This is a genomic window from Pirellulales bacterium, assembly GCA_035533075.1.
Lineage (GTDB): Bacteria > Planctomycetota > Planctomycetia > Pirellulales > JAICIG01 > DASSFG01.
In genome coordinates, this window is the sequence record DATLUO010000045.1 from 1 (window position 1) to 26,423 (window position 26,423).

Sequence of the window (26,423 nt, forward strand, 5' to 3'; positions counted from 1 at the left end):
GTGAGAATCGTAGCGAGCGGGTGTTCGGCGAACGGTTGCCGACTCAGCCGGGATCGCCTGGGCGCGCGGCCGCGCGAAGTGGCCCGCTCGACCGCGGAAACCCCGCCGAAATCCCCGGCGCGACCTGCGGAAGATAGGCTCAAGCTGCCTACGATTTTGCAGAGCGTCACGTCAAACTGACCACGCCGGTTTCGGCAACTCGATCTTAGGCCACTACCAAAGGCTGGTCTTCCGCATGCTGGCAACGTCATCTCGGCCGGCGGCGAGAGGCGGGAGATGGTGAGCGGCAGTCGAGGCACACCACGCCGACCGACTGAGAAAGCCCCAGCTCGAACGTGGGCCGGCCACATGCCGCGCAGGCCACCGCTTCCAGAGACTCGCCGAGAGGATCCCAAACGCACTCGAATTGGCCCGCTTTGCCGTCGGCGCCGCGCAGCTTGGCCTTGACGAGCAACTTCGGCTGGCGCACAAGCAGCCAGTTCAACAGCCGCAACCGGACGGACAGCACGCTCTTGCGGCGCAGCTCGTCGATGCGCAAGGCGCGCTCCCGTTCGACCGCCTGTTTGCGTTCGGCGAAGCGGGCCGCATCCGCGCCTCGGGCCGCGGCGCGGCGGACGCTTTCATCGAGTTCGGTCGCCAGCTCGTCGTAGTAGCGGCGCATCCGCTCGATTTGTCGCTCGACGTGCTCGCTCAGCTCACGCGACCGAGTATTGGCCAGGCCGATCAGCGTGCGGGCCACCTCGTCACGGGCCGTTTGATAGGCGGCCGTCCGGCTGACGCAGGGCGCGTCGGGAAACCAGAGCGACGGCGCGTCGGCCAGCCGCGAGGCGTCGAGAAGCTGCTCGAAATGGCGCACCTGCCGGCCATAGTGCAAATCGACCGCCACCGGCAGCAACTCTTCTTCCTTCTGGTCGCTGGTAAATGTGGCCTCGAACCAATAGACCGCTTGCGGAAAGTGCAACGGCCGAACGCGCTCGATCGACAGCATCGAACCGTCGGACAACGTCAGCGCCCGGCCGACCCGCGCCGCGAGCTGGTGCGGCGCCAGGTTCAGCCCCAGCAAGTAAAACCGCGCGCCCTGCCCGCGGGCCACCGCATCCTCCAGCAAGCGGTTCACCAGCGGCGTGCCGAAGCTGGCGAGTTGCGCCCGCGGATGTTCGGGCAAGGCCTCCGGGTCGAAGGTGACGCGCATCACCTCTCGCTCGCCGTCGGCGTCGCCGCCGCCGCGGAGCAACAGATCGTAGACCTGCGGTTCGATCTCGTCCCACACGCCGCCGGTCACTTCGACGTAATCGCGGACGAACGATTCCAGGTTGGAGCCAGGGCCGGACATCTATGCCTCCGGACTAAAGCGGTTGCCAAACAATCGGTCGTCGTGGGCGCGTTGCTCCAGGTAGGCCTGCTTGGCCGCCAACAAGCGGTCGCCCAGCGCCTCCATTCGCCGGCCAAAATCGTCGGGGTCGTCGGCCTCGGCCCATTGCCGCGCGATCAAGTCCTGGAAGTCTTCTTCTTCCTCCAGGTTGCCGAGGATCATGTCGATCTCGCCGATCACCAACTCGAACATGCTGAGCTTGGCGTCGAGCAGGTGCAGCACGGCGGCTTCCAGCGTCTGGGCGGCCACCAGGTTGAACACGTGAACGTCGTGCTTTTGCCCAATGCGGCTGAGCCGGCCGATGCGTTGCTCGATCTTCATCGGGTTCCAAGGCAGATCGTAGTTGCACACGGCGTGGGCAAACTGCAGGTTGCGGCCTTCGCTGCCGGCCTCGGTGGTCAGCAGCAGCCGTGCCGGGCCGCGAAACCGGGCCACGGCGGCCTCTTTCTCCATCCGCGTCAGTCCGCCGTGAAACAGGGCCAGCTCGTGCCCGGCGGCCTGCAACCGCTCGGCCAGCATCTGCTGCGTGCGGCGGAACTGCGTGAAGATCACCATCTTGTCGGGAAACTCGCCGAGCAGCGCCAGCAGCCGATCGACTTTGGCGCGCGAAGGCTGCCGCCGCGCCTCGGCGGCAAGCTGTTCCAGCGGTTGCCGCACGTCGCCGGGCAGGCGGCTGTTTTCCGAAATCTTTTCCAACGTGCCGGCGGCCGCCTCGGTGCTGCTGCCCAGCGCCATCTGCAGCGTGATGAGCGCGGCGCGCGAGAGCCCGGCCGGGTTCTCGGCCGAGCGCAGCCGCCCGCGGACGAACTCGGTCACGCCGCGGTAGAGCTCCGCCTCGCCGGGCGAAAACGCCAACCGCTCGGTTTTCGCCCACCGCCGCGTGAACTGCAACCCGACCGTGCTCCGCCGATTGCGGACCATGACCTCTTTCAGCAGCTCGTGAAGCTGCTCGACGTTCTTGGGCGTGAGCTTGTCGCGGCGATCGACGAACCGCCGCTCGAACTGCTTGGCGGTGCTCAACAGGCCCGGCTCCAAGAGCGTCACCAGATTGAACAGCTCGTCGAGGTGGTTTTGCACGGGCGTGGCCGTGAGCAGCAGCATGAACTGTTTTTTCAGCGCGCTGGCGAACCGCCAAAGTTGCGTGTTGCGGTTGCGGAAGTGGTGCGCCTCGTCGACGACGATCAGGTCCCAGGAGCGGGCCAGAATGGCCGAGCGGTGCGGTTCGCGCTTGGCGGTGTGAAACGACGCGATGACGCGGTCGACCTCCGACCAGGCCGCCGCGCCGCGGGCGCGGAAGGCCTCGTCGTCGTGGGTAACGAAGTCGAGCGAGAACTTGCGGCGCAGCTCGCCCTGCCATTGTTCGATGAGCGACGGCGGCACGAGCACCAGCACCGAGCGGGCCAAGCCGCGCAGCGCCAGTTCGGAGAGCACCAGGCCGGCTTCGACCGTCTTGCCCAGGCCCACCTCGTCGCACAGCATGGCCCGGCCGCGCATTCGCCGCAACACCGTCTTGGCGGTGCGCAACTGATGTTCGAGCAACTCCATGTCGCGCACCAGCGGCAACGACAGGAGCTGGTCGAACCCCCCGTGCGTGGCCAGTCGGGCGGCCCGCAGAGCCAGCTCGAATTCGGCCAAATTCGCCCGCTGCCCGGCGGCTTCGCCCAGCAGCGAACGATCGTGTTCGACGTCGAACAGAATCCGGCAGCCCGATTCGGTCGTCCGCTCGCACGCTTCGAGTTCCGCGAGCGGCTCGCCCACGATTCGACAGGACCGCGGGCCGATACACTGCAGCCAGACGACCGCCGCGCCGGCCGTCGGGCCGCGGCCGCTGCGCAGCACCAACTCGCCCGTCGCGCGATCGATGACGAACCCGACCGGCTTTTCTTCTTCATCGCACAGCGACTCCAGCGAGGCCGGTCCTGAGAGAAGGGGTTCGGGCAGCAGCAATCGCCCCTCTTGGCTTGACCATTCCAGCGCGAACCGATCGCCCGGTTGGCAGGCCGACTCATCGGCGGCGACCAGCGGCGGAAACGACGCTTGAGCCAAACGGCACCTTCCTTGGCGGGAACTAAATCTCGACGCGCATGCGTCACTTTAACACTTCGACCGCGCGGGCGGCAAGGGGGACCGTGGCCGTCAGTTGACCCGGTGTTGCTGGAGCCGGCCGTCTTGGAGCTGTATGACTATGTGCTATGAACGATGATTGGAGATCGCGGATTACGGTTGAGCCGGGCAAGCGGAGCGGCCAGCCTTGCATTCGCGGAATGCGGATCACGGTGCAGGACGTGCTGGAATATCTGGCGGGAGGCATGACTCCTGACCAAGTCCTGGCCGACTTTCTTGAACTGACGGCCGAGGATTTGCAAGCCTGCCTGGCCTTCGCGGCCGACCGTGAGCGGCGGTTGCGTGTATGAGCCTGCTGTTCGACCAGAACTTATCCCGCCGATTATGACGGGAATTCTCTGTTCGAGTTGGGGCGGCCATGGGAATGGGAAAACGAGCGGTGCCGATTGTCGCCTAGGACATGCGGACTTCCGATTTGCCCTTCCCGTTGCGCGCCCGTTTCGCGCTGCTCAAAGAGTCGCGCGACGAAACCGCCAAGAAACTGCTCGCGGAGAGGCAGCCCGAGGGTGCCAGCCGATAGCGGCCCGTTGAAGCCGTTTGCCTCGGCCGGCGCGGCCGGCCGCTTTTTATTTGACTGAGGGGCAGACCGCGCATCGCAAGCTGCCTACCCGATCACTTGAAACTCCACGCTATGGACGCCGTTCCAGGCGTAGCCGGCGGGGTTCCAACCGACCGCGCCGTCGAGCGGCTGCGTGCGACCCAAGGCATCGACGGCGCGCGCCAGCAGACGCTGTTTGCCCTTCTTCAACGTCAGCGTTGCCGTCCAGGGATACCAGGCATAGGGACTTTCGGGACGCTCGATCTGTGCGCGGCGCCAACTGCGGCCATCGTCGAGCGAAAGCTCCACGGCGTCGATCTTCACCTCGCCGTCGTTGAACGCCACGCCGCGCACCGCGACGTCGCCCGCCGCGACCGACTCGCCGTCGAGCGGCGAAAAGATCGTGCTTTTGATCCGCATCCGCCAGTTGGCGTCGCTGTTGTCGAAATCATAGTTGAAGTTGCTGCCCGGCTCGATCGGCGTGCGCGGAGTGCGGTAGCGGCGTCGCTGGTGATGGTTGTAGGTCTCGCGCGTCTCCAACCGCAAGCGGCTGAGCCATTTGACGTGCATCGTGCCATAGTAGCCCGGCGTGACGAGCCGCACCGGCCCACCGTGCGCGGCGGGAATCGGCTCGCCGTTCAGCGTCAGCGCCACGATCGACCGCGAAAGGGCGTCGTCGAGCGGAAGACTATGCTCGAAGTCGGCGTCCGCGGGCTTGGGCGGCCCCTCCTTTCCCTCGGCGGTCAGGTAATGCGCGTCGGGCGCCAGGCCGAGTTCGAGCGAATCGAACAGCCCCTTCAGCCGCACGCCGCCAAAGCGAACGTTCGCCACAGCTCCCTCGCTCCAGGGCGAGCCTTTGACCGCCGCGGCACGGGCGAAGTTGGCCCTGCCGTTGCCCGAACATTGCAACACCATCTCCACTTCGATCTGCTCCATGTCGCGCAATTTGTCGAGCGTCACGGTGCGCGGGTTCTCGACCAGCCCCGCGATCTCGAACTGCCAATCGGCATCGTCGAGAGGTTTCAGCGTCCGCGTGCCGGGCAACTCCTGATTGTCGCGAACGAACAGAATGTTCTTGGGCGTCAGCCTGTGCTCGCGCAGCAGCGAGAGCGGCGTTTCGATCTCCAGTGTCTTGGTGTTGTGTACCATCAGCCGCGCGTCTTTGCCGGCGATCAGCTTCGCCGCGTCGGTTTCAGCGGCCCACAAGCCGGTTGGCCACTCGGCCAGCGCGGCGGCGCTCCCCAATGCCGTGGTCTCCAAGAATCGGCGTCGCGAAAGATGACCCTTCATATCCGGCTCCTTGTCTTACGCCAGGATCGGCTTCAGCACCGTGCCGGAGACGTCGGTCAGGCGGAAGTCACGGCCGGCATAGCGATAGGTGAGCCGCTCGTGGTCGATGCCCAGCAGGTGCAGGATGGTGGCATGATAGTCGTATACGTGGCAGGCGTCGGCGGCGATTTCGATGCCATACTCGTCGGTTTCGCCGTAGCTGATGCCGCCCTTGACGCCCGCCCCGGCCAACAGGCAGGTGAAGGCCCGGTGCCAGTGATTGCGGCCCTTGCCGTTGTCGGACCACGGCGTGCGGCCGAACTCCGTGCAAACGGCCACCAGCGTTTGATCGAGAAGGCCGCGCAGCCGCAGGTCGCGCAGCAAAGCGGCCAGCGGCCGATCGACCCGCTGGGCTTTGCCGCGATGTTGCTGTACGTCGCCGTGCGCGTCCCAGTTGTCGTGCGAGCCGGTGTCGATCAGCTCGACGACGCGTACGCCGCGTTCAATCAGCCGCCGGGCCAACAGGCATTGGGCCGCAAACGACCGGTTGTCGCCGGGCGATGCGCCGAACGCGGCCAGCGTGCCCGCCGTCTCGCGCGCCAGGTCGAAGGCTTCGGGCGCCTCGCGCATCATGCCGCGGGCCACGTCGAAGCTGTTCATGCGTGCCCGCAGGTTCAGGTCGCCCGGCCGGCCGGCGGCGTGGGCTTCGTTGACGTCGCGGAGCATCCTCTGCTCCAGCTCGGCCAGCGAGGCGTTGCGGGCCGGCGAGCGCAGGTCCGGAATCGGCTCGTCGCCGGGCACGATCCGCACGCCTTGATGGTAAGGCGGCAGAAAGTTGTTGTCCCACACTTGGGCGCCGGCATAGGGCAGATGCTCGGCCAGCACAAGATACGACGGCAGGTTGGCGTTGAACGTGCCCAGGCCGTAGCTGAGCCAGGCCCCGATGCTCGGCAGGGGCACGGTGGCCGAGCCGGTGTGCATGGCCAGCGTGGCCTGGAAGTGCTCGACGATGTCGGTGTGCAGCGAACGGATGACGCACAACTCGTCGGCGACTCCCGCAAGCTGCGGAAACAGCTCGCTCACGGCGAGTCCGCTTTGGCCGCAGCGCGTGAAGCGGAACGGCGAGCCCAGCAGCGGCTGTCGGACGGCCCCGCGCAGCTCGTTGCCGCCGACCGTGCGGCCCTGGTCGGTTGCCAGCTTGGGTTTGGGATCGAAAGTATCGACGTGCGAAAAGCCGCCCGTCAGGAACACGAAGATCAACTGCCGCGCTTTCGGTTGGAAGTGTGCCGGGCGCGGCGCCAGCGGATGGCCGCCGTGGGCCTGCGCCGCCCAGGCCAATTGTTCGCGCAAGGCCAGCGCGGCGCCGGCGGCGCAACTGCCGAGAAAGGTTCTGCGATGGAAGGACGGGCGGGCCATAGTGCGGTTCCTGCCGCCATTGTGCGCGATCGGGTTGGATCTGGGCAAGATACGCGCGGCCATGCTAATGCTGGCCGCCGCAAAGTCAAACCGCGAAAACCGCAGTCGCCCGCCGGTTTGAGCGTTGGCCCCACCTTACGCGCGCGCCGGTCCGATGCTAGGCGCCGTATTTGCCGAGCCGGCCGGCGTTGGCGAGCGCCAGCGGCATCAAGTATTTGGCTTCGAACTGGCCCAGCCCGCCATGTACGGCCTCGCGCTCGCAGAACGACTGACAATCGTCGCTGCGGCAGCATGCGGAGTAGAGCAGGGTCGGCACGGGATGCCAGCTATGGCTTTTCAACAAGCTGGGCGTGCTGTGGTCGCCGGTGACGATCAGCACCGTGGGATTCAAGGCGGTCACGCGCGGAACGACGGCATCCAACTCCTCGATCCGCTTCACTTTGTTCTGGAACGCGCCGTCTTCACCGGTGCTGTCGGTATATTTGAAGTGCAGAAAGAAGAAATCGAACTTGCTCCAGTTCTCGCTCAGCACGTCGATTTGCTGGTCCAACGTCTGAGCGCTGCCGACGATCTGCATGCCCACCAGACGGGCCAGCCCCTTGTACATTGGGTAGACGGCAATCGCCGCCGCCCGCAGTCCATAAACTTCTTCGTAGCTCGGAAGGTCGGGCTTGGCGGCGAAGCCACGCAGCGTCAGTCCGTTGGCCTTGGTCTGCCTGGCGAGAAGTTGCGTCGCCCGGCGGATAAACTCGCCGGCCACGTCGGCCGTCTTGGTACTGGCTGCATCGGCCGCTACAGGATCGAGCGGTGGCACGCCGGTCTTCTGCGGATCGGTATCGTGTACGTGGCCGCCCAGTCCCTCGCCGCGGAAGACCACCACGAAACGATGCTCCTTGACCGGCCTGACGAACACTTCGACGCCGGGAATCTTCACCGTCGCCAGCACGTCGGCCAAGGGGGCGCTCTCTTCGCTGGCGATGCGCCCCGCCCGGCGGTCGCTGATGTTGCCCCGCGCATCGAGCGCGCAATAGTTGCCGCGCACGGCAACGTCGTTGGGGCCAAGCTCGAAACCGATGCCCGTCGCCTCCAGCGCGCCGCGGCCGATCACGTATTTCAGCGGATCGTAGCCGAACAGGCCGAGATGGCCGGGACCGCTGCCGGGCGTGATGCCGGGCAACACCGGAATGCTTGCGCCCAACACGCCTTTTTTGGCCAGGGCGTCGAGATGGGGCGTGTGTGCCGTCTCCAGCTCGGTTTTTCCGCCCGGCTCCAGCGGCAATCCGCCCAGTCCGTCGGCCACCAGCATGACGATTTTAGAGTCGTTCTTAACGAAGAGTTCGCGCGTAAGTTCGTGCATCGAGTTGCTTCCAATTCCAACGAAACTAAACCACAAAGCACACAAAGAGCACAAAGCCCCGGCTACGCCTATTCGTACCAAATTGCCGGGCCGGCACAATGACTCATCAGTATTGCCGCGGCCGGTGCAATGCCTGACCGGCGGAGTTGACGGGCGGCGGCGAGCGCGGGTCGATCATCCGCAGGTTCGGATCGGCCAGGTTGAGCGGCTGCGCGTCGGGATAGCTGGGCAAGGTCCAAAGCTGCGACTGGTTGGCGGGCAACTGGTTCAGCCGCACATTCTTCAGATCGAGCCGCATCGAGAATTGCGGGGCGGTGTCGGTGGCCGGCGTCTGAATTTCGATGCGGGCGGGCAAAGCGGCCCCCGTGTTCGGATCGCGACCGTGATTGCTGGCCAGCGCGCTGGCGATCAGCCGGCGCTGGCTGTCGTAGAGGTGCTGGCCCACGATCCAGCCCTGCGACTCGTCGACCTCCGTGACCTTGGTCATGCGGCCGTGAACCGAATCGACGGCCGTCTCGAACCGCAACCGCCCTTGCCCGCTGTTGACCGGCCCGGCATGCTGGGCCGCGGGGTCGATCGTCACGATGCCCAGCGCCTCGATGACCCACGTCGGCTCGACCGGCAACAGATTGCGGGCCAGGCTCGTCTCGAACTGGTCGTGCCGGCAATAAAACACGGCCGGCTGCGGGTGGCGTTTGATCCAGAACCAGAACACGTCGTCGTTGCTGCCCAGGTCCGCCTCGGGACCGGTCAGGGCGGTCTCGCCCAGCAGGCGGAAGCGGCGCGGGCGATCGAGATACAAATGTGCCCGCAGCGACGGCATGAACGGAACGCTGATGGAGGCGTCGTCGGTGGCCAGCGATTGAATCTTGCCGCTGTTGGTGTTGATGGTGTTGATCACGTCGAACATCGTGGCCGAGGGCGGCAACACCCGCGGCTGACTGACGGTGTAGGTGTTGACGAACTGCGGGCAAGCCGCACCGCTGGCCGAAAACAACACGACCAACAGCGGCAAGGCCCATCGCGAAAAGCGTATCACGTCGGCTCCTTCACACACATTCCGCATAGAGGAGCTTCATGAGCTCCGTCTGAATCTCATCGGTGCGTGGTTCGTCGGGCATGGCCACCACGGCGCGGTGCGTACTCTCGTCGCGAGGCGAATAGAGTACGAGCACCTCGTGCCCCGATTCGTCGCGTTCGACGTCCTCTTGCCGCAACACCCGGCGGCGGACCAGCAGCAACGCCAGCACATACCGCATGTCGGCCTTTTCGGGCACATGGTCCAACTCGGCGAACAACTGCAACAACACCTCATTCGGCGCAAGCTGTCCCTTTTTCGCTTCGCGCGTCGGCATCCGCGACTTCCACCAGGCCAGGGCCGCTTCCGGCGGGCCGCTCCAGGCTTCGGCCGCGTAGTCGCAGCGATGCACGTCGCGCTTTTCAGACAGCAGCACCGAATAAAACTCCTCGCCCTCCTTCAGTTCCCGGCCGCTGGCGGCACAGTGCCGGGTGCAACGCTCGACTTCGTAATCCATCGTCTTTATCTGTTGGGACCGCGGCGCGGGGGCAAGGTAGCGAAAAACGCCGATTGGCTCAATATGCAGTGAAAAACCGCGAATCCGTGCCGCCGGGCCCGATCCGCAACCGCACCCGTTTGGAACATTTGGGACAGTTGCCTTCATAGGCCGTCGACTCGCGATTGACGTAGACGCGGCTATATACGTCGCAGCACGCAAAATGGATTCCGACAAACCGCCTCGCCGGTTCCCGGTTGCGGGGGCCGGGCGGCTCGCTCGACAGGTCGAGGTTTTCACCGGGCATAAGGCGACCCTGGCTGACTGGCGAATCTGCGTTGACCGTTGACGCTCATGGCCCGGCGTGTTATCGCTTGATGAGTGAGCTACGAACCGCTGCTGCACATTGTTCTGCACCAACCGGAGATTCCGCACAATACCGGTGCGGTGGGACGCACCTGCCTGGCCGCCGGCTGCAAGCTCTGGCTGGTGCGGCCGCTGGGTTTCCGCGTCGACGACTATTATCTTCGCCGGGCGGGTCTCGACTATTGGGAGCACCTCGAATGGGAAGTGGTCGATCACTGGGCGATGCTGGTCGAGCGGCTCGGCGGGCGGCCACCCTATTTGTTCAGCAAGTTCGCCGCCCGCAGTTATCTCGACGTGGCTTACCAGCCGGGCGATATTCTGGTATTCGGCAGCGAATCGGCCGGACTTCCGCCCGCGCTGGCCGAGCAGCACGCCGAGCGGCTGTTGCGGATACCCATTCGTCCCCAAGTGCGCAGCTTGAACTTGTCGAACGCCGTGGCGGTGGCGGTGTTCGAAGCCCAGCGGCAATGGACCCCTGCGCGCGTGAGGCTTGGCGATGGCGAGTGAAGGCGGCACGTAGCGCTCTGTCATGGGTCGATTGATGGATAGATCGAAGGACCGGTCGGTGGCTGGGGCAGAGCTTGGCCAGCTTCGGCCCGGTTTTAGGGCACGCTCCGCGGCCAAGCGATGCCCCGGTTTGACGCGCCGGGGCATCGCTTGGCCGCAGAGCGTATTCTGAAGGTCGCGACGGTTGCGGCCAAGCTCTGCCCCAGCCACCGTATCGTCGCCTTTCGCTCCGCGAAAGGCGACGTTTGGTGGGCCGGCCGACGATTTCAGCCGCGTGGCTCGACGGCCGCGCAGACCCAGCCGAGCTGGCTGCAGAACTGGCAGCCGTCCCCGCCGCAGAGGTCACAGCGCCCCGACGGCCGCATCGCCGCAAGGTAATCGGCCGACTGACGAAGGTTCGTGCGGAAATCGTCCAGACGGAGGGCCCGCAGATAATTGCCGCCCGGCACCAGGGCCAAATGCTCCACCGCCATCGCCAGCTTCTTCAAAGCCACCAGGCAGCGATCGAACTTTTCCGCCGCGCTCAAGGCAATTTGGACGCGGTCGCCGGTCGCGGGAACCGGCTCGCTCGTCGTTCGGCCCGCTGGTCGAACGATTCCGTCTTGTCCCACGCGCGCCACCCCCTCTTTGGGTAAACTGGCGGAATCCGCCAGTTGCCCTCGGAGCCCGCCCACGAGGTCATGACCCACGCCGCACACTTCGGCGATCCAGCGGTTCGACCGTTTCGACCATTCTTCGTCGGCCAGCACCAGCTTGACGGCGTGGCGCTTGTCGGCGTTGGTGCGGCGCAGGCCGTGCGTGTTGTTGGCCTTGAGGGCGAACAGCACCGCGTCGCGTCGCGTGCCCTGAAGCACGCGGCACTCGACCGTCGGATGCTCCAACCGAGAATGGGCCCGGAAGCGGTGAAAGCCGTCCGCCAGCCAGAAATCCTGGCCGTCGAAAAAGACCACGATCGGCGGAAAGACGTCTGGCGAGCGCATGCGCTCGACGTACTCTTCCACGACCAGGCCGTCGATCTGCTCGCGGACCTGCGTGCCGCCGTCGGTGCGGATCTTCGCGACTTCAAGAGAAACCAACTGTTCTTCACCGGACATGAAACACCTCCAAATGCAAAAAGTGGACTTTAGAACACAACACGACTACCCGTATTGTATCAAGCGTTCAGTATTGTCAAGAGGCGATCCGCAAATTTTATTGCATAGCTCGCAACGACCGGCCGGCCGCCGGCTGGCGCTTGTTGGTGTTCGCGCTTTCGGGGAGGCGGGTCCCACTCTCGCCTCCGCAAAGCCGACTGGGGTCACGGGCCGACGTTATTCTTGGCCCAGCGCAACCCGAGGGACAACATGATCCAGGCCCAGCCGTTGAAGATCATGTCGATGCCGACAAAAAGCCCAATGACCCACAGCCCGTCGTAGGGCCAATGCTTGTAGATCAGAAGGCCCAAGAGCAGGGTCACGATGCCGTTCAACAGGACCCAGCCCCAGTCGTGGAACTTCAGCATAAGGGAGGCCACAATCCGGAACAGGCCGCTGATCAGCAGAAACAAGGCCACAACCAAGGTCAGTTGCACCGTGCTCTCGACCGGGGCGTCGACGATCATGTAGCCGGTAATAACGTAGAGAATGCCGATGAGCAGGTGTAACAGCAGGCCGCTCCAGCGGCCCGCCCAAAATGCGCTGATGATCTGGATCACGCCGCCCGTCAGCAGCAGGAAGCCGAAGAACACGACCGTCACGACCGAGACGAAAAAGGACGAGCCGAGAGCCACCGTGCCCAGCACGATCATGGCGATGCCCAAAAGTAGAAACCACCACCAATGCTCTCCGACGGCGGCCAGCTCGTGACGAACCGCGGCGGCCAGCGGACCGCCGGGCGGCGAAGGGGCAGACGGTTGCTCGACGCTCATGACAAGGAACCTTTCTGTGGCCGTTGCGTGCTTGCGAATGGATGCGGAACCGTGCAGTCGCAGCGGTCCCTGCTTCGGCTGTAGTATATTTTGGCCGCAGGGGCCAAGCAAACAAATTCTCCGCCGATTGAAAGTGGGGCGGCCGGATAACCGTTTATATAAATGATCGGCAGCGCGACGAGCGGCGGCAGCACCAGCGCCGACGCAACGACGATCGCGATACCACAGCCTATCGACCGCATCTGGGTCGCCATTTTACGATAACCTCGCTACGACCCAACGGCGCCGGCCAGTTCGTCGAGTGGAATGTCGAGCTCGCGAGCGATGCGGGCGGCAATGGAAAGGCTTGGCTCCCGCTGGTCCTGTTCCAGATAAGAGAGGTAGCCTTGCGCCACGCGGGCGCGCGCGGCCAACTCCGCCTGCGTGAGCCCGTGGGCCTCGCGCGCGGTCCTGATCCGTTCGCCAAGCGTGGCGGTGCCCCGCTGGGCGGCTTGCTCTCTACGCTTTTCCGCAAGCAACTCGCGCCCTTGCGCAATGATCTCGTCTTTGTCTTTTTCCACCAACTCACGCAAACGGCGGACGTCGGCGGCCTCCTCAGCCGTCAATTTACACGGACCGGTAATGCGTTGCATCTTCTTTGATGGCATGAGCGCTCCTTAATGTAAAGCTTCGCCGAACCCGGTACGCAGGCGCCCTACACCAACCCGAAGCGCCAGCGAGGAACGTGAAAAAGGCGGCAAAACCTCGCTTGCGCTTCGGGTTAGTGTGGAAATGGGAACGGGTTCGGCGAAGCTTTACTCCTTAATTCGGTCGCGACTATTCGTCAATGTCATAGGCCGTCACCGGCCTTGCTGTGTCGTCGTCAATTTCCTGAAACACGACCGCGATGAAGCGTCCGGTTGAAGTCGAGCCGAAGACGACCGGCAGACCGGACGACCGGTTCGTCGTCCTGCCTTCTGGATTAGCCAGTACGTCTTCGACTTCCTCCTTCGCCAGATCATGCTCCGCAATGTGCTGGACATTCCCGACCGGATCGTCATCGAGATCCCAAATGATTGTGCTGTAACCCAGGCCGCGGTTCCCTCGATTATAACAATTGTGATGAACCGGGCAATATCAACCTCAAAGCCCATCATCATCATGATGGGCGGCGGCTGGCAAGCGCGCTGAATCGCAACCCGCGCTGAGCCACTACGTGGCGTCGGCGGAGCGAAGCTTTTGGGTGATGTAACGCAGCACGTCGCGCACGGAAATCATCCCGTCGACGCGGCCTTGGCTGACCACCGGCAAGTGACGATAGCCGCCCACGTCCATCTTGTGAACGGCAAAGGCGATCCGCGCCTCGCGTTCCACCGTTTCGGGCGAACGAGTCATGAACTCGGAGACCGGACGCTGAGCCAGGGCCGCGAAATCGACGTTCAAGCGGTCGAGCGCGTCGCGCTCGCTGAACACGCCCAGAAGCTGCTCCCCCCGCTCCACGATCACGCAGCCGACCTGCTGCTCGGCCATCAACTGCAGCACTTGGCCCACCGTTTGCTCGGGGGCGACCGTCAGGGGCGTCTTCGGCTGCAGCGACGAAACGCGGTCTTTGGCCAGACTGCGCTCGACGGCCGAGCGGGGCCGCGGCTTCGAGAGATGATCGAGCGGCTGCTGGCACTCCTCGCAATGATCGGCCCCGTCAATGTTCTCGACGCCGCAGTAAGGGCATTCGGTCATGGTGAATCTCCGCGGGAAAAGGCATTAGGCGTCAGGAAGGCACGACTCGGATTGTCCTGACGCCTTTTGTTGGTGGGCCGGCGCTCGCAAGCTCGCTGGTCCCACCCTACAGTCACTCGACGGTCCAGGTGTCGCCCGAATAATATAGCTTCTGCAAATCCCCCTCGCCCTTGGTCTGGCGGGCCTCGGCGATCTGAGCGTTGATCAGCTCGTCGTACTTCGGCTTGGCCACGTCGCGGAACACGCCGATCGGCTCCGGAAACTCCGGATGACGCATGCGGCTGAGCAGGTAGGCCAGCGTCGGCTCAGGCGCCCGCTCGTCGTGGAACAGCAGGTCGTCTTCGCTGATGCCCTTGCCCAATTGAACGGTCTCCGGATTCATGCCGTTGAGGCGGATGCCCTTGTCGCGGTTCTTGCCGAAGATCAGCGGCTTGCCGTGTTCCAGTTCGAGCGTGGTGTCGAACTTCATTTCGCGGTCGGTGGCGTATTCGAAGGCGCCGTCGTTGAACACGTTGCAGTTCTGATAGACCTCGACGAACGAGATGCCGCGGTGCTCGGCCGCCCGCTTCAGCACCATGCCCAGGTGCTTGATGTTGGTGTCGATGGAGCGGGCCACAAAGGTCGCTTCGCAGCCGATGGCGATGCACAGCGGGGCCAGGGGATTGTCGATCGCCCCCATGGGCGTGCTCTTGGTCACCTTGCCGACCGGCGAGGTGGGAGAATATTGGCCCTTGGTCAGGCCGTAGATGCGGTTGTTGAAGAGGATGATGTTGATGTCGAGGTTGCGGCGAATGCAGTGCATCAGGTGGTTGCCGCCGATGCTCAGGCCGTCGCCGTCGCCGGTGATGACCCACACGGAAAGGTCGGGCCGGCTCGCCTTCAGGCCGGTGGCCACGGCCGGCGCCCGGCCGTGAATGGAGTGCATGCCGTAGGTGTTCATGTAATACGGAAAGCGGCTGGAGCAGCCGATGCCCGAAATGAACACCGTCTTTTCTCGCGGTATGCCCAGCGTGGGAAGCACTTTTTTCATCTGGGCGAGGATCGAATAGTCGCCGCAGCCGGGGCACCAACGCACGTCCTGGTCGCTGGCAAAATCGCTGGCGGTGAGCACCGGCAACGCGGTATCGGTAGCCATGGGTTTCAGTACCTTTTCTCTGGATGAAGTCAACATTGTATGTGGATGTTCCTTAGTCGCGGTAGGGTGGGACCAGCGAGCTTGCGAGCGCCGGCCCACCAGCGGCGCTGATGCGTGGTGGGCCGGCGCTCGCAAGCTCGCTGGTCCCACCCTACACGTCCCTAGTCGCCGGCCAGCAGCTCCTGGATTTTGTCCACCACCTCCGCCACAGTGAATGGTTTGCCTTTGACCTTGTTCAAGCCGATCGCGTCCACCAGGAACTCGCCCCGCAGCAAGAGCCGCAGTTGCCCGCGGTTCAGCTCCGGCACGAGCACGGTCTGGTAACGACTGAGAATCTCTCCCAGGTTTCGTGGGAACGGGTTCAGGTAGCGAAGATGGCAGTGTGCAACCGGGCCGCCCGATTCAATCACTTCGCGCACCGCCGTGGCGCACGCGCCGTAGGTGCCGCCCCAACTCACCACCAGCAGCCGCGCGTGTTCGGCCCCCGTGACTTCCTGCAAGGGAATGTCGTTGGCCACGTTGGCCACCTTGCGTGCCCGCGTGTTGACCATGTGCTGATGGTTGTCGGGCTCGTAGTTGACGTTGCCGGTGATGTCTTGCTTTTCCAGGCCGCCGATGCGGTGCATCAGGCCGGGCGTGCCGGGCAGGGCCCAGGGACGCGAGAGCCGTTCGTCGCGCTCGTAAGGATGAAACACGTCGCCGTTGTGGCCCGCTGTGGGATGCTTGACCTCGATCGGCGGCATGGAATCCACATCGGGAATGCGCCACGGCTCCGAGCCGTTGGCCAGGTAGCCGTCGGTGAGCACCATCACGGGCGTCATGAACCGCACGGCAATCCGCCAGGCCTCTTGCACCACGTCGAAGCAATCGGCGGGACTGCGGGCGGCAATCACGGGCATGGGACATTCGCCGTTGCGGCCGAACATGGCTTGCAACAGGTCGGCCTGCTCGGTCTTGGTCGGCAAGCCGGTGCTCGGCCCGCCGCGTTGTACGTTGATGATCAACAGCGGCAGCTCGGTCATCACGGCCAGCCCCATCGCCTCTTGCTTCAGGGCGATGCCGGGGCCGCTGGACGTGGTCATGGCCATCGCCCCGCCGAAGGCCGCGCCGATGGCGGCGGTGATGGCGGCGATTTCGTCTTCGGCCTGAAACGTGCGAACGCCGAAGTTCTTGTGCCGCGACAGCTCGTGCAGAATGTCGCTGGCGGGCGTAATGGGATAGCTGCCTAAAAACAGTTCGCAGTTGCTCCGCTTGGCGGCGGTCATCACCCCGTAGGCCGTGGCTTCGTTGCCGGTGAGGTTGCGGTAGACGCCGGGCGGCAACTCCGCGCGGTTGACGTGGTACTGGGCGGCGAAGGCTTCGGTCGTCTCGCCGTAATGGTAGCCGGCCATCAGCGCCTTGCGGTTCGCATCGGCGACGGCGGGCGACTTTTTGGCGAACTTGGCGTCGATATAGCGGAGCGTCGGATCCAACGAGCGATCGTAGAGCCAGAACACCAGCCCCATGGCAAAGAAGTTGCGGCAGCGGTCGCTTTCTTTCTGTCCCAAACCACAACCTTCGACGGCCAGCCGCGTGAGCTTGGTCATGTCGACCTGAATGAGTTGATACTCCGAGAGGCTGCCATCGTCCAGCGGACTGGTGTGATAGCCCGCCTGCTTCATGCCTTGCCCGTCGAAGGCGTCGCGGTTGACGATCAAAATGCCGCCCGGCACAAGGTCGGACAAATTCGTGACCAGGGCGGCCGGGTTCATGGCCACCAGCGCTTCGACCTGGTCGCCCGGCGTGTAGATGTCCTTGTTGGCAAAATGGATCTGAAAACCGCTGACGCCGGCCTTGGTGCCGCGGGGAGCGCGAATTTCAGCCGGAAAATCGGGGAAAGTGGCGACGTCGTTGCCGGCCAGGGCGGAGGTGTTGGTCAATTGGGTGCCGGCCAACTGCATGCCGTCGCCCGAATCGCCGCAGAAGCGGACCGTGGCCGATTCGAGTTCCACGACCGGTTTAGAGCCGTCGGTGATTGTAGCCATGTCTCGTTACTGTTCCTTTAAAATCCAAGTCAAAGAGGCGCCGTGGGGCGGCGCAAAAAAGCGATCGAGAGCAAAACGGATCAAGGAGGGGTCAAGCCGGCAACGCACGCGGCCGGCCGAAAGAGTGCGGCGGGGGAGTATCTATTTGATTGTAGCACCCGGCGGCAATCGTCAAGCGTTGCCAGCGGTTGCTCTTACGGACCTTCACGGTGCTGTGTAACGGAATGCGAAACGGGCGGTTGGTTGTAAATCGTCTTGGGAAAATGCTCGGCCAGGTAATGCACGATGCCCGACACCTGCACCACGCCGAGCGGACGGTGCTGATCGTCGACGATCGGCATGCGACGATAGCCGCCGCACGACATGCGTTCGACGGCTTCGGCCACGGTGGCGTTGGCGTGGAGGGTGGCCGGGTCGCGGATCATCACGGTTTCGATCGCCGCGTCGAGATTGCCGCCGCGGGCCATCAGGCGGAGGGCGTCGCGTTCGGTAAAAATGCCGACCAAGGCGCCCTCGCGGCAAATAAGCACACTGCCGCGCCCCTCGCCTTTGAGTCGCTGAAACACGTCGCGGACCGGCGTCTCCGGCGCAACGCTGACGACCGGCAGAGGCGAGGTCAGCTCTACCGACTCAGTCGTCAAGTTCAGTTCAAGATCCACGTTGCTCACCTGCGACGGGCGACGGACCGAGGAATTCTTGGCTCGCCGCCCGCGACTACTGCCGTGCTTCTACAAACTCTACCACGTTGGGCCGGGCATTTAAACCGCAAGTTGGCTGAATTTTCCGAGAGGAACGGTTGTAGCGGCCAGGACCTGATTCTGGTTCGTTTCGCCTCGCGCGTGCGTTCGTTAATGAAGCGGCTTGAGCCAAGCAGACAGAACGGCCCAGCCTGAGCCGATGGCGGCAAGGATCCCGCCGACGAATATTTCAAAGCGGTGCAGGGTATCTATTGTGATACGCAGGCCCGCTTCGTGGAATTCTCGCCCGTCTTCATAGCGAATTTCGCACAGCCGTTCCAGCAAAAACCCGGCTGGACTCAAAAAGGCTATCACTTTCGAACTTGGCACTTGGCGGAGATTATAAGGGGACGAGCGAACGAGGGCATTGTCGCTCGTGCCAACGAGGCGCATACTAACCTCAAGCGCACGCGAGGCAAGCCCCAATTCCTGCTCGTTCGCACCACCGGGGCATCGCTGGCCGGCAGCCCGTTTTGGCAATGGCCAAGGGAACGCGGCCAGCTCTGCCCCAGCCACCTCGAAAAAGGCACGATTCCAGACTACCCAGCTACCGCCGGTCCAAATGAGCATTTCCGTCGCCGATTTTTGGAAGCTGCTGGCCGAAAGCCGCCTTCTTACGCCCGACCAGGTGCGGCAGGTCGCCGATAACTTGGCACGCCGTAAACCGGGTGCCCTGAGTGATTTACGGCAAGTGGCCACGCTGCTCATCGAGGCCGGGCGGCTCTCGCGCTATCAGGCCAAGGTGTTGCTTTCCGGCAAGCCGGGGCCGTTCCTTTACGGCGATTACGTTGTCTATGATCGGGTCGAAAGTACCCGGCTGGCAGGGCTGTTTCGTGCCCGCCATCAGCCGACGCAGCATCCGGTTTGCCTTCAGTTCCTGGCCGGGAAATCGCTTGAAGATCCCCAGGCGCTGGCACGTCTGATGCCGCAAGTGGCGGTTGCCCGACAGGCCAGTCAGCAAGAGCCTCGGCTGAGCGGCTGCTATCAGTTCGTCGATCTCGGCACGTTTAAGTTCCTGGTGGTCGAAGACCTGCAAGGCGACTCGCTGGAAGAACGCCTTAAACAAACCAACGCCCGTTTCTCGGTGTCGATCGCGTGCCGGATGGTGCGGTTGGCCGCGTTGGGACTCGCCAGGCTCCATGCGCTGGGCCAGGCGCACGGCCACGTGCGGCCCGCAAATGTCTGGCTCGAAGAGTCGGGTGCAACGAAGCTTTTGCAGTTTCCCTTGATCGGCGACCCGCTTTCGCCAAGACAGCCGCCCGCCAGCATCGAGGCGCAGCTCGACTACTTGGCGCCCGAATTGGCCAGCCCCGCCGCATTGGCCGACGCGCGCGGCGATGTCTACAGCCTCGGTTGCTTGCTCTTCACCTTGCTGGCCGGCAAACCGCCGCTGGCGGGCGGCGACCGCCAAAGCAAGCTGGCGCGGCAAAATCAAGAGGCGCCGCCGGCGATCACCAAGTTCAACCCGGAGACGCCCGCCGCGCTGACGCAAGTGCTGAACTATCTGTTGCAGAAAGATCCGGCCAGGCGTTATCCCGACGCGGCGGCGGTGGCCGAAGTGCTGCAAGCCTATTCCGGCGCCGATCCACAAACGGCGCCGCCAGCAACGCTGGCGGCCTACGAGGCCTGGTTGCAGCAACCGCGGCGCGGGCCAACGCCCGTCAATCCTCCGCAGGCTTCCGCACCGCAAGCTGCGCCGCCGCTCGCCGCGCGTCCCGTCATGGCTGGCGTGCCCGTGGCAGGCGCCAACGGCGGTGGAATGACCGGCAGAGTGCCGATGGCACCCCTTGTTCAGCCGATGGCCGCGAGCGTGGCGATGGCCTCTGCGCCGGCAGCCGGCCACGTGCAGCCGCCGCCGGCAACCGCGTATCCGGCGGCGCCGCTCCGGGCCGTGCCGCCGCCGGTCGTCCATGCCGTGCCGGCGGTCGTCGCGGTGCCCAGCGGAGCCGCGGCAATCGCCCAGCGGCGCGCCAAAAAGGGCGGGCAAACGGCTGCCACGCTGGGTGTCATCGGCGCGGCCGTTGTCGTGCTGCTGGGAATCGTCTGGTTTCTGCAACCGGATGACGAAAAAGAGCAGCCGCAACCGACGAAGCACGAAGTCGCCGCGGTCCGGCCAACTGAGCCGGACGAGGAGGGCGCAGCCGATGATTCTGAAGAGGATCCGGCCTCGCAGGACATTCATCTTTCTGAAAAAGGGAGCGCCGCCACAGAACCGATTCATAGCATCGACCAAAAGCAGTTAATCTGGCAGTCGCCCACCCATGGTGCGCCGTTGAACCTGGCGTGGCTGCCGCCGGGCGTCCAAGTCGTCCTCGCGCTTCGTCCGGCCGAGCTGGCGGGGCAGGCCGAATGGGAAAAGCTGATCGACAAGAAGACGCTCGGCACGATCAGCCAGTGGATGACCGACGACCTGCCGAAGCTGACCGGCAAGACGCTCGATCAGATTGAGACGGTCGTGATCGGCCTGCTCGACGGCAGTCCCGGCCCGCCGCGCGTGGCCCTGGTCGCGCGTGCCAGTGAAGAATTCAATCTCGACGATTTGCGGACCGCCTGGGGCGACGCCAAGTCGGAAGAGATCGAAGGGCAGGTGATTTATGTTCGGGCGGGCCGGGCGTTTTATGTGCCCGCCAGCGGCGGCGACAAGCTGCTGGTGATCGCGCCGGCAGCCGAGCTGCGCGAAATGCTCAAAACCGGCGGCGAAGCTCCGCCGCTGAGGCGCGAAGTCGAAGTGCTGTTGGAATCGAGCGACGACCAGCGCCAGCTTACGCTGCTGGCGGCGCCGAATTTCCCTTTGACCGACGGCAAGGCGTTGTTCGTCGATGAGGGAGCGAAGCTGCTGGGACCGTTGCGGAACTTTCTGGAAATGGAGGACAGCGATCACAAGCTGGAACTGACCAAGGCCCTGCTGTTGAGTTGCCATCTCGCAGACAGCTTGTTCCTGGAGTTGCGGCTGTACGATAACTTTGGCCGGCCGGCACAGAGCGCGGCCCGCGAGCTCGAGCGCCGCGTGGCCCAATTGCCCAGACAAGTGAGCGACTACCTCCAAGTTCTGCAGTTGTCGGCCTACAGCAAACCGGTGTTGTGGGATTACAAAGACCGGTTGGATGTGCTGCAACACTACACGCGGCTGGGCATCGAAGGGAAGCAGATTGTGATGCGGGCGTACTTGCCCGTCGTGGCGGCCCACAACCTGGCCTTGGGCGCGCACCTGGCGTTGTTGGAAAACGTCGGGAGTGGCGGACCGGTGGCCGCGGTGGCGTCGACCGCCCAGGCCGCCAAGCCGCAAACCGTGGCCGAAAAGCTCAAGAAAAAAACGACGCTTAGCTTTCCGCGCAACACGTTGGAGATGTCGATGAAGCTGCTCGGCGACGACATCGGCGTGGAGATCGTCATTCTGGGCAACGATTTGCGCGACGAGGGCATCACCAAGAACCAATCGTTCGGTCTGGAGGAGAAAGACCAGCCGGCCGACGAAATCCTGCGCAAAATCATGAAGCTGGCCAATCCAGACGGTAAACTGGTTTATGTCATCAAGCCCAAGGAAGGCGGTGGCGAGGACGTGCTGTATGTGACGACGCGGGCCGCCGTGAAGAAGCGCGGCGACAAGCTCCCGCCGGAACTGGAAACCGTGAAGTAGGGTGGGCCGGCGCTCGCAAGCTCGCTGGTCCCACCCTACAATTAGAATCGCCGTGGAACTTTTTTCGATCGTCTGCCCGACCTGTAGCGCACGGCTGAAGGTGCGCAATAGGGCCGCGATCGGACAGATTCTGAATTGCCCCAAGTGCAGCAGCATGGTGCAGGTTGCGGCACCCGCGGGCTGGCAACCGCCGTCCGCCGATGCCGTCGAAGGAGCCGCCGCGCCCTCGGATGCCCCCAGTACGTCAGGCCGGCGGCGTTGGGAAAACCAGGTTCAGCCCGGCGAGAAATTGACCGAAGGCGCCGCGACGCCTTCCAGCAGCGGCGGCCTGAAGTTCGGCGATTCGTCGGGCGGTCTGGCAGATAGCTCCGCAAGCTCCTCTTCGAGCATTTCGGCTTCCGCGCTGGCGGGTGCGGCAATGCAGGATTCGGAGGTCGGTCCGCTGGCCGCTCCACCGGTGGCTGGCGGTGGCGCGGCGGCCGCATGGGGCAAATGGGGCTTGTTGGCGGGCGTGCCGACACTCGTGGTGGCCCTGGCCGCCACAGTCTGGTTCTTTCGTCGCTCGCCGGATGAGGTGCCACCTCCGCCGGAGGTGGCGGCCACCGAGCCGGCGCCCCCCATTGAGGCACCGCCGCCGCCCGCCACTCCGCCGCCCGATCGCGAGCCGGTGCCTGAGCCGGTCCGCCTGGCCCGTCGCTGGCTGCCCAGCAACGCGGCGGCCGTGGTCAGTTTGCGTCCCAAGCTGCTGCTGGCGGAACCGGCGGCACGCGTGGTGCTCGACCGCACGGCTGCGATCTGGCAAGCGGCGCTGGACAAGCTCGTGTCGTCGCTGGGGCTGGAACCACAGTCGATCGACCGCGCCACCTGGTCGGCGGTCGATATTCGTGCGCTGCGCGGGAACGACTGGCTGACCCAAGGGGTCGTGGCCATCGAGCTCGACAAGCCGCTCGACGCCGCTTCGCCCGCGCTGCGCGACGGCGTGCCGCTCGATTGGACGCTGGCCAAGGCGCCGGCGCGAGAACTGAAATCGCGGGCCTGGCCGAATCCGTTCGCGGTGATCGACAAGCGGACGGTGGTGACCGGTCCCGGGCCGCTGTTGCGCGAGCTGGCCGCTCGCGAAGAGGACCGGCTGGCCAACGAGGCGCTCGAAGAGTTGCTGAACGCGGCCGATGCCAAGGCGGCGGCGCTGGCCCTGCTCGACTTGCGCGCCCTTCGCGACGCCGACGCCGTGCCGCACTGGATGCCGGTGGTCGAGCTGTGGCACGCTGAAGCCGACGATTGGCAGTTGCTGCGCACGATGCCCCTGGCCTTCCGCCTGGCCATCAGCCTGGGAAAACAAGGCGACGTCGAGCTGGAACTGGCCTGCGACGGTGCCTCCGGCGCCGAAGAAGTGCATGCCGCGCTGGACCGCGTGCTCGAAGCCGTGGAAGGGACGATGGCCGGCGAGGCCGACTCGCTCAGCGACAAACTGCTGGCCGGTGAGATCAATGCGGCTCTGGCCGGCGACTTGAAACAGTTTCTGGCCGGCAGCCAATCGGCCTTGGCCGACCGCACTTCCGGCCTTCGCGATCAGGTGGTCTGGGCCCGCCTGGCGTGGCAGGGCGATCTCGCGAAGCTGGCGGCGGGCTTTCTGGCCGGCATTCCCCAACTGGAAGTCCGCCGGCTGGCGGCGGTGCGGCGGTTGGACGAAGAACATCACCAGCTCCTGCTGGCCGGACTGGCGGGCTACGTCAAGGCCGAGCGTGCCTGGCCCGCCGGCGCCGCCGGAGCGACGCTGCTCGCGCCCGAAACGCGACTGAGCTGGCAGGCCACGCTTCTGCCTTATTACGGACATCTCGATTGGCACGGCGAGTTGAACTTTGCCCGTGCCTGGAACGATCCGCTCAACCAGCGCGTGACGCGGCAGCCGCTGGACGTGATGACCAACCCGGCGTTGGGTCCGTCCAAGACAACGGCCGACTTTCCGGTCACGCATTACGTCGGCGTGGCCGGTCTGGGGGCCGACGCCGGGCAGCTCGAGGCCACCGACGCGCGAGCGGGCGTGTTTGGCTTTCGGTCGCGGCCGACGCCCGCCGAGATTCCCGATGGCGCATCGAACACGATTGCCTTGGCGGGCGTCAGCGGCAAGCTCGGCCCTTGGGCGGCCGGCGGCGCGGCCACCGTCCGCGGCTTGACGCAGCGTCCCTATATCAACGGCCCCGACGGCTTCGGCAGCGGACAGCCCGACGGCATGCTGGTGGGCATGGCCGACGGCTCCGTGCGTTTTCTTTCCAAAGACATCGATCCCGCGGTTCTGGAGCGGCTGGCGACGATCCACGGCGGCGACCCGGATCCGTCGGTTGCTAAGGCGAGCACGCCTGACGGAGGTCTGCCTCCGCGTCAGCCCGCGCAAGCGAGGACACCTACGCCACGAGCCAAAACGGCTGAAAAACGTAGCGCGAAACGAACGCGGCCGGTCCCTCAGGAACCCGACAAACGCATGGCGGCCCGGTTGAACGACACGATTCCGGGAATCGAGCTGAAGACGACGCTGACGGATCTGCTCAATTTGCTGTCGCAGCTTAGCACGGTGCCGATGACGCTCGACGCCGAGTCGCTGGCCCAGGCCGGCGTCGATCCCGCCGCGAAGGTTTCGCTGAAGTTATCGAACGCCACCATCGGCGAAATCCTCGACGCAGGGCTGCGGCCGTACGATCTGAAGTACGTGATGGTCGGCAAGCAGCTCATCGTGATGGATGCCCGGCGGCTGAAAGAGACCGTGGAGACCGTGCGGTTCAAAGTGGCCGACCTGGTGGCTTCGTCGAAACAGCACGAGAGCGACCTGGCGAAGCTGGTCGAGAGGTTTGTGGTGCCGACGGCCTGGCAGACGTCGGGCGGACCGGGCTCGATCGAGGCCGCCGAGGGAGAGCTGGTCGTGAAGCAGACGCCGAGCGTGTCGCAGCAAGTCGGCGGTTTTCTCGACAAGCTGCGGTTGGCGCGTCAACTGCCGGTCGCTCGCCGCGAGAGGCGGCCCGCGTCGCTGGCCACGCGCTGGTCGATGGCGCGCGAAAAGCTCTTAGGCAACGTGACGGTCAATTTTTCGGAGCCGGTGCCGCTGGCCGAGATCGCCGCACAACTGCAGAAAGCGGCCGGCATTGCGATCGTGTTCGACGGACTGGGCCTGGCCGCCGTGGAGCGCTCGCCCAAAGTTGAAGCCACGCTGTCGACCGACCGCGAGCCGCTGGCCGACGTGCTCGACCGCTTGTTGGAGCCGCTCGAACTCGGCTACCGGATCGTCGACGGGCAAGTGCTGCAGATCACCTCGGCCCGCGAGGTGTCGGACGATCTTGACGTCGAGTTCTATCCGGCGGAGAGCTTCTTGCAAGCGGAGCCGGCCGACGAATTCGCTGCTCGCATTCGCAAAGAAGTCTCGCCGGCGACGTGGTTGGAAATGGGCGGCGCCGGCGCGCTGGAGGTCGATGCCGCTTCGTCTTATCTGATGGTGCTGGCCCCGCAGGGCGTCCAGATCGAGCTGGAGAACTGGCTGGCGGAGCAGACGAAGAAGTAGGGTGTGATCCTACTTTTGCCCGACCGTGACCGTGAACGGAAAGTTCTCGCTCGGCAGCTTGACGGCCGTGACGGTGTAGCTCCAGTCGCCGGCCTGAGCGTTGGGCACGTCGATCGTAATCGTGCTCGCCGATTGCTGTTCGCGCTTGCTGCCGTCGGGGGCGACCACCGTCAACCTGAGCTGCGCGCCGGCATTCTGAAAGCCGAGCACAAACTGCAAATGGCCGGGCTTGTCGGCATGGTAGACGCTCGTGGCCGATTGCTCGGCCGCCGACGCGCTGAACAGGTTCTTCTTGGCCGGCGAGAATCCGCCCTGCACCATCGTCCGCTGGACTTTCGTCTCGACTTCGGCGGTGACGGCGGAGAACACCAGGTATCGCAGGAGCTTAATCTCGGTCTCGCTGTTCTGTTTCTCGTTGTGAAACGACGTGAAGATCACCGTGCCGTCATGTTCGGGAAACTTGACCATCAGCGGAGCGGTCTGACTCGTGCCGGCGTCGGTGGTGTATTTGCCGCGGAGATAGACCGTGACGTCTTTGCCCTCGAAGGCCGCCGGATACCAGCCGGCCTGGTCGAACTCCAGCGGCATCTCGCCGCCGATCAGCTCGCGCAGCCCGGCATCGACCACTTCGGCGTTCAGCTTTTGCGTCTTGCCTTCTTGGGCCTGTTGGGGCTGGGCCACTTCGGGAAAAGCCTGCGCAATGAGCTTGTAGTGCAGGTCGGAGGCATACAGCGTGCCGCCGGCCAGCACGAAGTTGCGCAGGTTGTCGGACACCTGCTTGAGCACCTCTACGTTCGGTTCGAACACGCCGGCGCCCTTCCGCTGGCTGTCGCCGATCCTCTTGCCCAACCACGACTGCGGCACGCCCGAACAAGTGAAAAAGATGACGTCGAAGTCGCTCAGCTTTTCGCCTTTGCGCAAGTCGTCGAGCGGAAACGACGTGTACTTGTAACCTTGGCCCAGGCTGTCGAGCAACTTTCCCATGTCGTCGTAGCCTTCTCCCGGCAGCGGCGTGACGCCCAGCCGCAGACGCCGCACGGGTCCGGCGGGCGGTACGTCTTGCGCCTGCTCGACGGTTTGCAGTTTGACCTCGCCGCCGGGGGTCTCTGCCGGCGGCTTCTGATGGTCGATGGCAAACACGACGCCCAGCGCCAACACCAGGCCGGCCGCCAAGGCGGTATCGACGATCGTCTGCAAGAACAGCCGGCGGAGATTCATATATCATCTTTCTATCAGAGCCGAGGTGGCTGGGGCAGAG

General features: G+C 64.6%; 21 protein-coding genes. 5 read left to right on the forward strand and 16 right to left on the reverse strand.

Going from position 1 to position 26,423, the window contains the following annotated elements; all coding sequences use genetic code 11:
- Positions 1 to 247 precede the first annotated feature (247 nt).
- Both VNH11_05505 and VNH11_05510 read right to left on the reverse strand, forming a co-directional pair.
- Complete coding sequence (locus VNH11_05505) at positions 248 to 1,333, reverse strand: hypothetical protein (protein HVA45826.1); 1,086 nt, start codon at positions 1,331 to 1,333, stop codon at positions 248 to 250.
- Positions 1,334 to 3,418: an SNF2-related protein gene (locus tag VNH11_05510; GenBank protein ID HVA45827.1), complete on the reverse strand. Its 2,085-nt coding sequence runs from the start codon at positions 3,416 to 3,418 to the stop codon at positions 1,334 to 1,336.
- 146 nt (positions 3,419 to 3,564) lie between these two features.
- On the opposite strand from VNH11_05510, the gene VNH11_05515 reads away from it, so the two are divergent.
- Positions 3,565 to 3,786: a DUF433 domain-containing protein gene (locus tag VNH11_05515; GenBank protein HVA45828.1), complete on the forward strand. Its 222-nt coding sequence runs from the start codon at positions 3,565 to 3,567 to the stop codon at positions 3,784 to 3,786.
- A gap of 314 nt (positions 3,787 to 4,100) precedes the next feature.
- Here the strand turns inward: VNH11_05515 and VNH11_05520 are convergent, their stop codons facing one another.
- The 5 genes from VNH11_05520 to VNH11_05540 form a co-directional block, all read right to left on the reverse strand.
- Positions 4,101 to 5,324 carry a molybdopterin-dependent oxidoreductase gene (locus VNH11_05520; protein ID HVA45829.1) on the reverse strand — a complete coding sequence of 408 codons (1,224 nt, stop codon included), beginning with the start codon at positions 5,322 to 5,324 and terminating at the stop codon, positions 4,101 to 4,103.
- 15 nt (positions 5,325 to 5,339) lie between these two features.
- Entirely contained in the window at positions 5,340 to 6,719 is a 1,380-nt protein-coding gene (locus tag VNH11_05525) for a DUF1501 domain-containing protein (protein ID HVA45830.1), read from the reverse strand.
- A gap of 157 nt (positions 6,720 to 6,876) precedes the next feature.
- Positions 6,877 to 8,076, reverse strand: a complete 1,200-nt coding sequence (locus VNH11_05530; protein HVA45831.1) for a 2,3-bisphosphoglycerate-independent phosphoglycerate mutase — start codon at positions 8,074 to 8,076, stop codon at positions 6,877 to 6,879.
- 106 nt (positions 8,077 to 8,182) lie between these two features.
- Positions 8,183 to 9,115, reverse strand: a complete 933-nt coding sequence (locus VNH11_05535; GenBank protein ID HVA45832.1) for a hypothetical protein — start codon at positions 9,113 to 9,115, stop codon at positions 8,183 to 8,185.
- 10 nt (positions 9,116 to 9,125) lie between these two features.
- A complete protein-coding gene (locus tag VNH11_05540; protein ID HVA45833.1) occupies positions 9,126 to 9,611 on the reverse strand; it encodes a hypothetical protein in 486 nt (161 codons plus the stop codon).
- A 360-nt stretch (positions 9,612 to 9,971) separates the two neighbouring features.
- On the opposite strand from VNH11_05540, the gene VNH11_05545 reads away from it, so the two are divergent.
- On the forward strand, positions 9,972 to 10,463 hold the full coding sequence (locus VNH11_05545; protein ID HVA45834.1) for a tRNA (cytidine(34)-2'-O)-methyltransferase: 492 nt from the start codon (positions 9,972 to 9,974) through the stop codon (positions 10,461 to 10,463).
- Positions 10,464 to 10,729: 266 nt separating this feature from the next.
- Here VNH11_05545 and VNH11_05550 read toward each other — a convergent pair whose 3' ends face one another.
- From VNH11_05550 to VNH11_05560, 3 genes are all read right to left on the reverse strand, one after another.
- Positions 10,730 to 11,557, reverse strand: a complete 828-nt coding sequence (locus VNH11_05550) for a ParB N-terminal domain-containing protein (GenBank protein ID HVA45835.1) — start codon at positions 11,555 to 11,557, stop codon at positions 10,730 to 10,732.
- Positions 11,558 to 11,760: 203 nt separating this feature from the next.
- On the reverse strand, positions 11,761 to 12,369 hold the full coding sequence (locus VNH11_05555) for a DUF308 domain-containing protein (GenBank protein ID HVA45836.1): 609 nt from the start codon (positions 12,367 to 12,369) through the stop codon (positions 11,761 to 11,763).
- Positions 12,370 to 12,638: 269 nt separating this feature from the next.
- Positions 12,639 to 13,016: a helix-turn-helix transcriptional regulator gene (locus VNH11_05560; GenBank protein HVA45837.1), complete on the reverse strand. Its 378-nt coding sequence runs from the start codon at positions 13,014 to 13,016 to the stop codon at positions 12,639 to 12,641.
- Between the two features lie 352 nt (positions 13,017 to 13,368).
- Here VNH11_05560 and VNH11_05565 point away from each other — a divergent pair, with 352 nt between their 5' ends.
- Positions 13,369 to 13,539 (forward strand): hypothetical protein, encoded by a 171-nt coding sequence (locus VNH11_05565; GenBank protein HVA45838.1) that lies wholly within the window; start codon positions 13,369 to 13,371, stop codon positions 13,537 to 13,539.
- A 21-nt stretch (positions 13,540 to 13,560) separates the two neighbouring features.
- Here VNH11_05565 and VNH11_05570 read toward each other — a convergent pair whose 3' ends face one another.
- From VNH11_05570 to VNH11_05590, 5 genes are all read right to left on the reverse strand, one after another.
- Complete coding sequence (locus VNH11_05570; protein HVA45839.1) at positions 13,561 to 14,085, reverse strand: CBS domain-containing protein; 525 nt, start codon at positions 14,083 to 14,085, stop codon at positions 13,561 to 13,563.
- A gap of 112 nt (positions 14,086 to 14,197) precedes the next feature.
- On the reverse strand, positions 14,198 to 15,220 hold the full coding sequence (locus VNH11_05575; GenBank protein ID HVA45840.1) for a 2-oxoacid:ferredoxin oxidoreductase subunit beta: 1,023 nt from the start codon (positions 15,218 to 15,220) through the stop codon (positions 14,198 to 14,200).
- A gap of 161 nt (positions 15,221 to 15,381) precedes the next feature.
- Entirely contained in the window at positions 15,382 to 17,244 is a 1,863-nt protein-coding gene (locus tag VNH11_05580; protein ID HVA45841.1) for a 2-oxoacid:acceptor oxidoreductase subunit alpha, read from the reverse strand.
- Positions 17,245 to 17,438: 194 nt separating this feature from the next.
- Entirely contained in the window at positions 17,439 to 17,903 is a 465-nt protein-coding gene (locus tag VNH11_05585) for a CBS domain-containing protein (protein HVA45842.1), read from the reverse strand.
- Positions 17,904 to 18,092: 189 nt separating this feature from the next.
- A complete protein-coding gene (locus VNH11_05590) occupies positions 18,093 to 18,551 on the reverse strand; it encodes a hypothetical protein (GenBank protein HVA45843.1) in 459 nt (152 codons plus the stop codon).
- Between VNH11_05590 and VNH11_05595 the strand changes: the two genes are divergently transcribed.
- Complete coding sequence (locus VNH11_05595) at positions 18,544 to 21,618, forward strand: protein kinase (protein HVA45844.1); 3,075 nt, start codon at positions 18,544 to 18,546, stop codon at positions 21,616 to 21,618. The two genes, VNH11_05590 and VNH11_05595, sit on opposite strands and share 8 nt — an antisense overlap.
- Positions 21,619 to 21,670: 52 nt before the next feature.
- Positions 21,671 to 25,165 (forward strand): DUF1559 domain-containing protein, encoded by a 3,495-nt coding sequence (locus tag VNH11_05600; GenBank protein ID HVA45845.1) that lies wholly within the window; start codon positions 21,671 to 21,673, stop codon positions 25,163 to 25,165.
- A 9-nt stretch (positions 25,166 to 25,174) separates the two neighbouring features.
- On the opposite strand, the gene VNH11_05605 is transcribed toward VNH11_05600, so the two are convergent.
- Positions 25,175 to 26,383 (reverse strand): hypothetical protein, encoded by a 1,209-nt coding sequence (locus tag VNH11_05605; GenBank protein HVA45846.1) that lies wholly within the window; start codon positions 26,381 to 26,383, stop codon positions 25,175 to 25,177.
- Positions 26,384 to 26,423 lie beyond the last annotated feature (40 nt).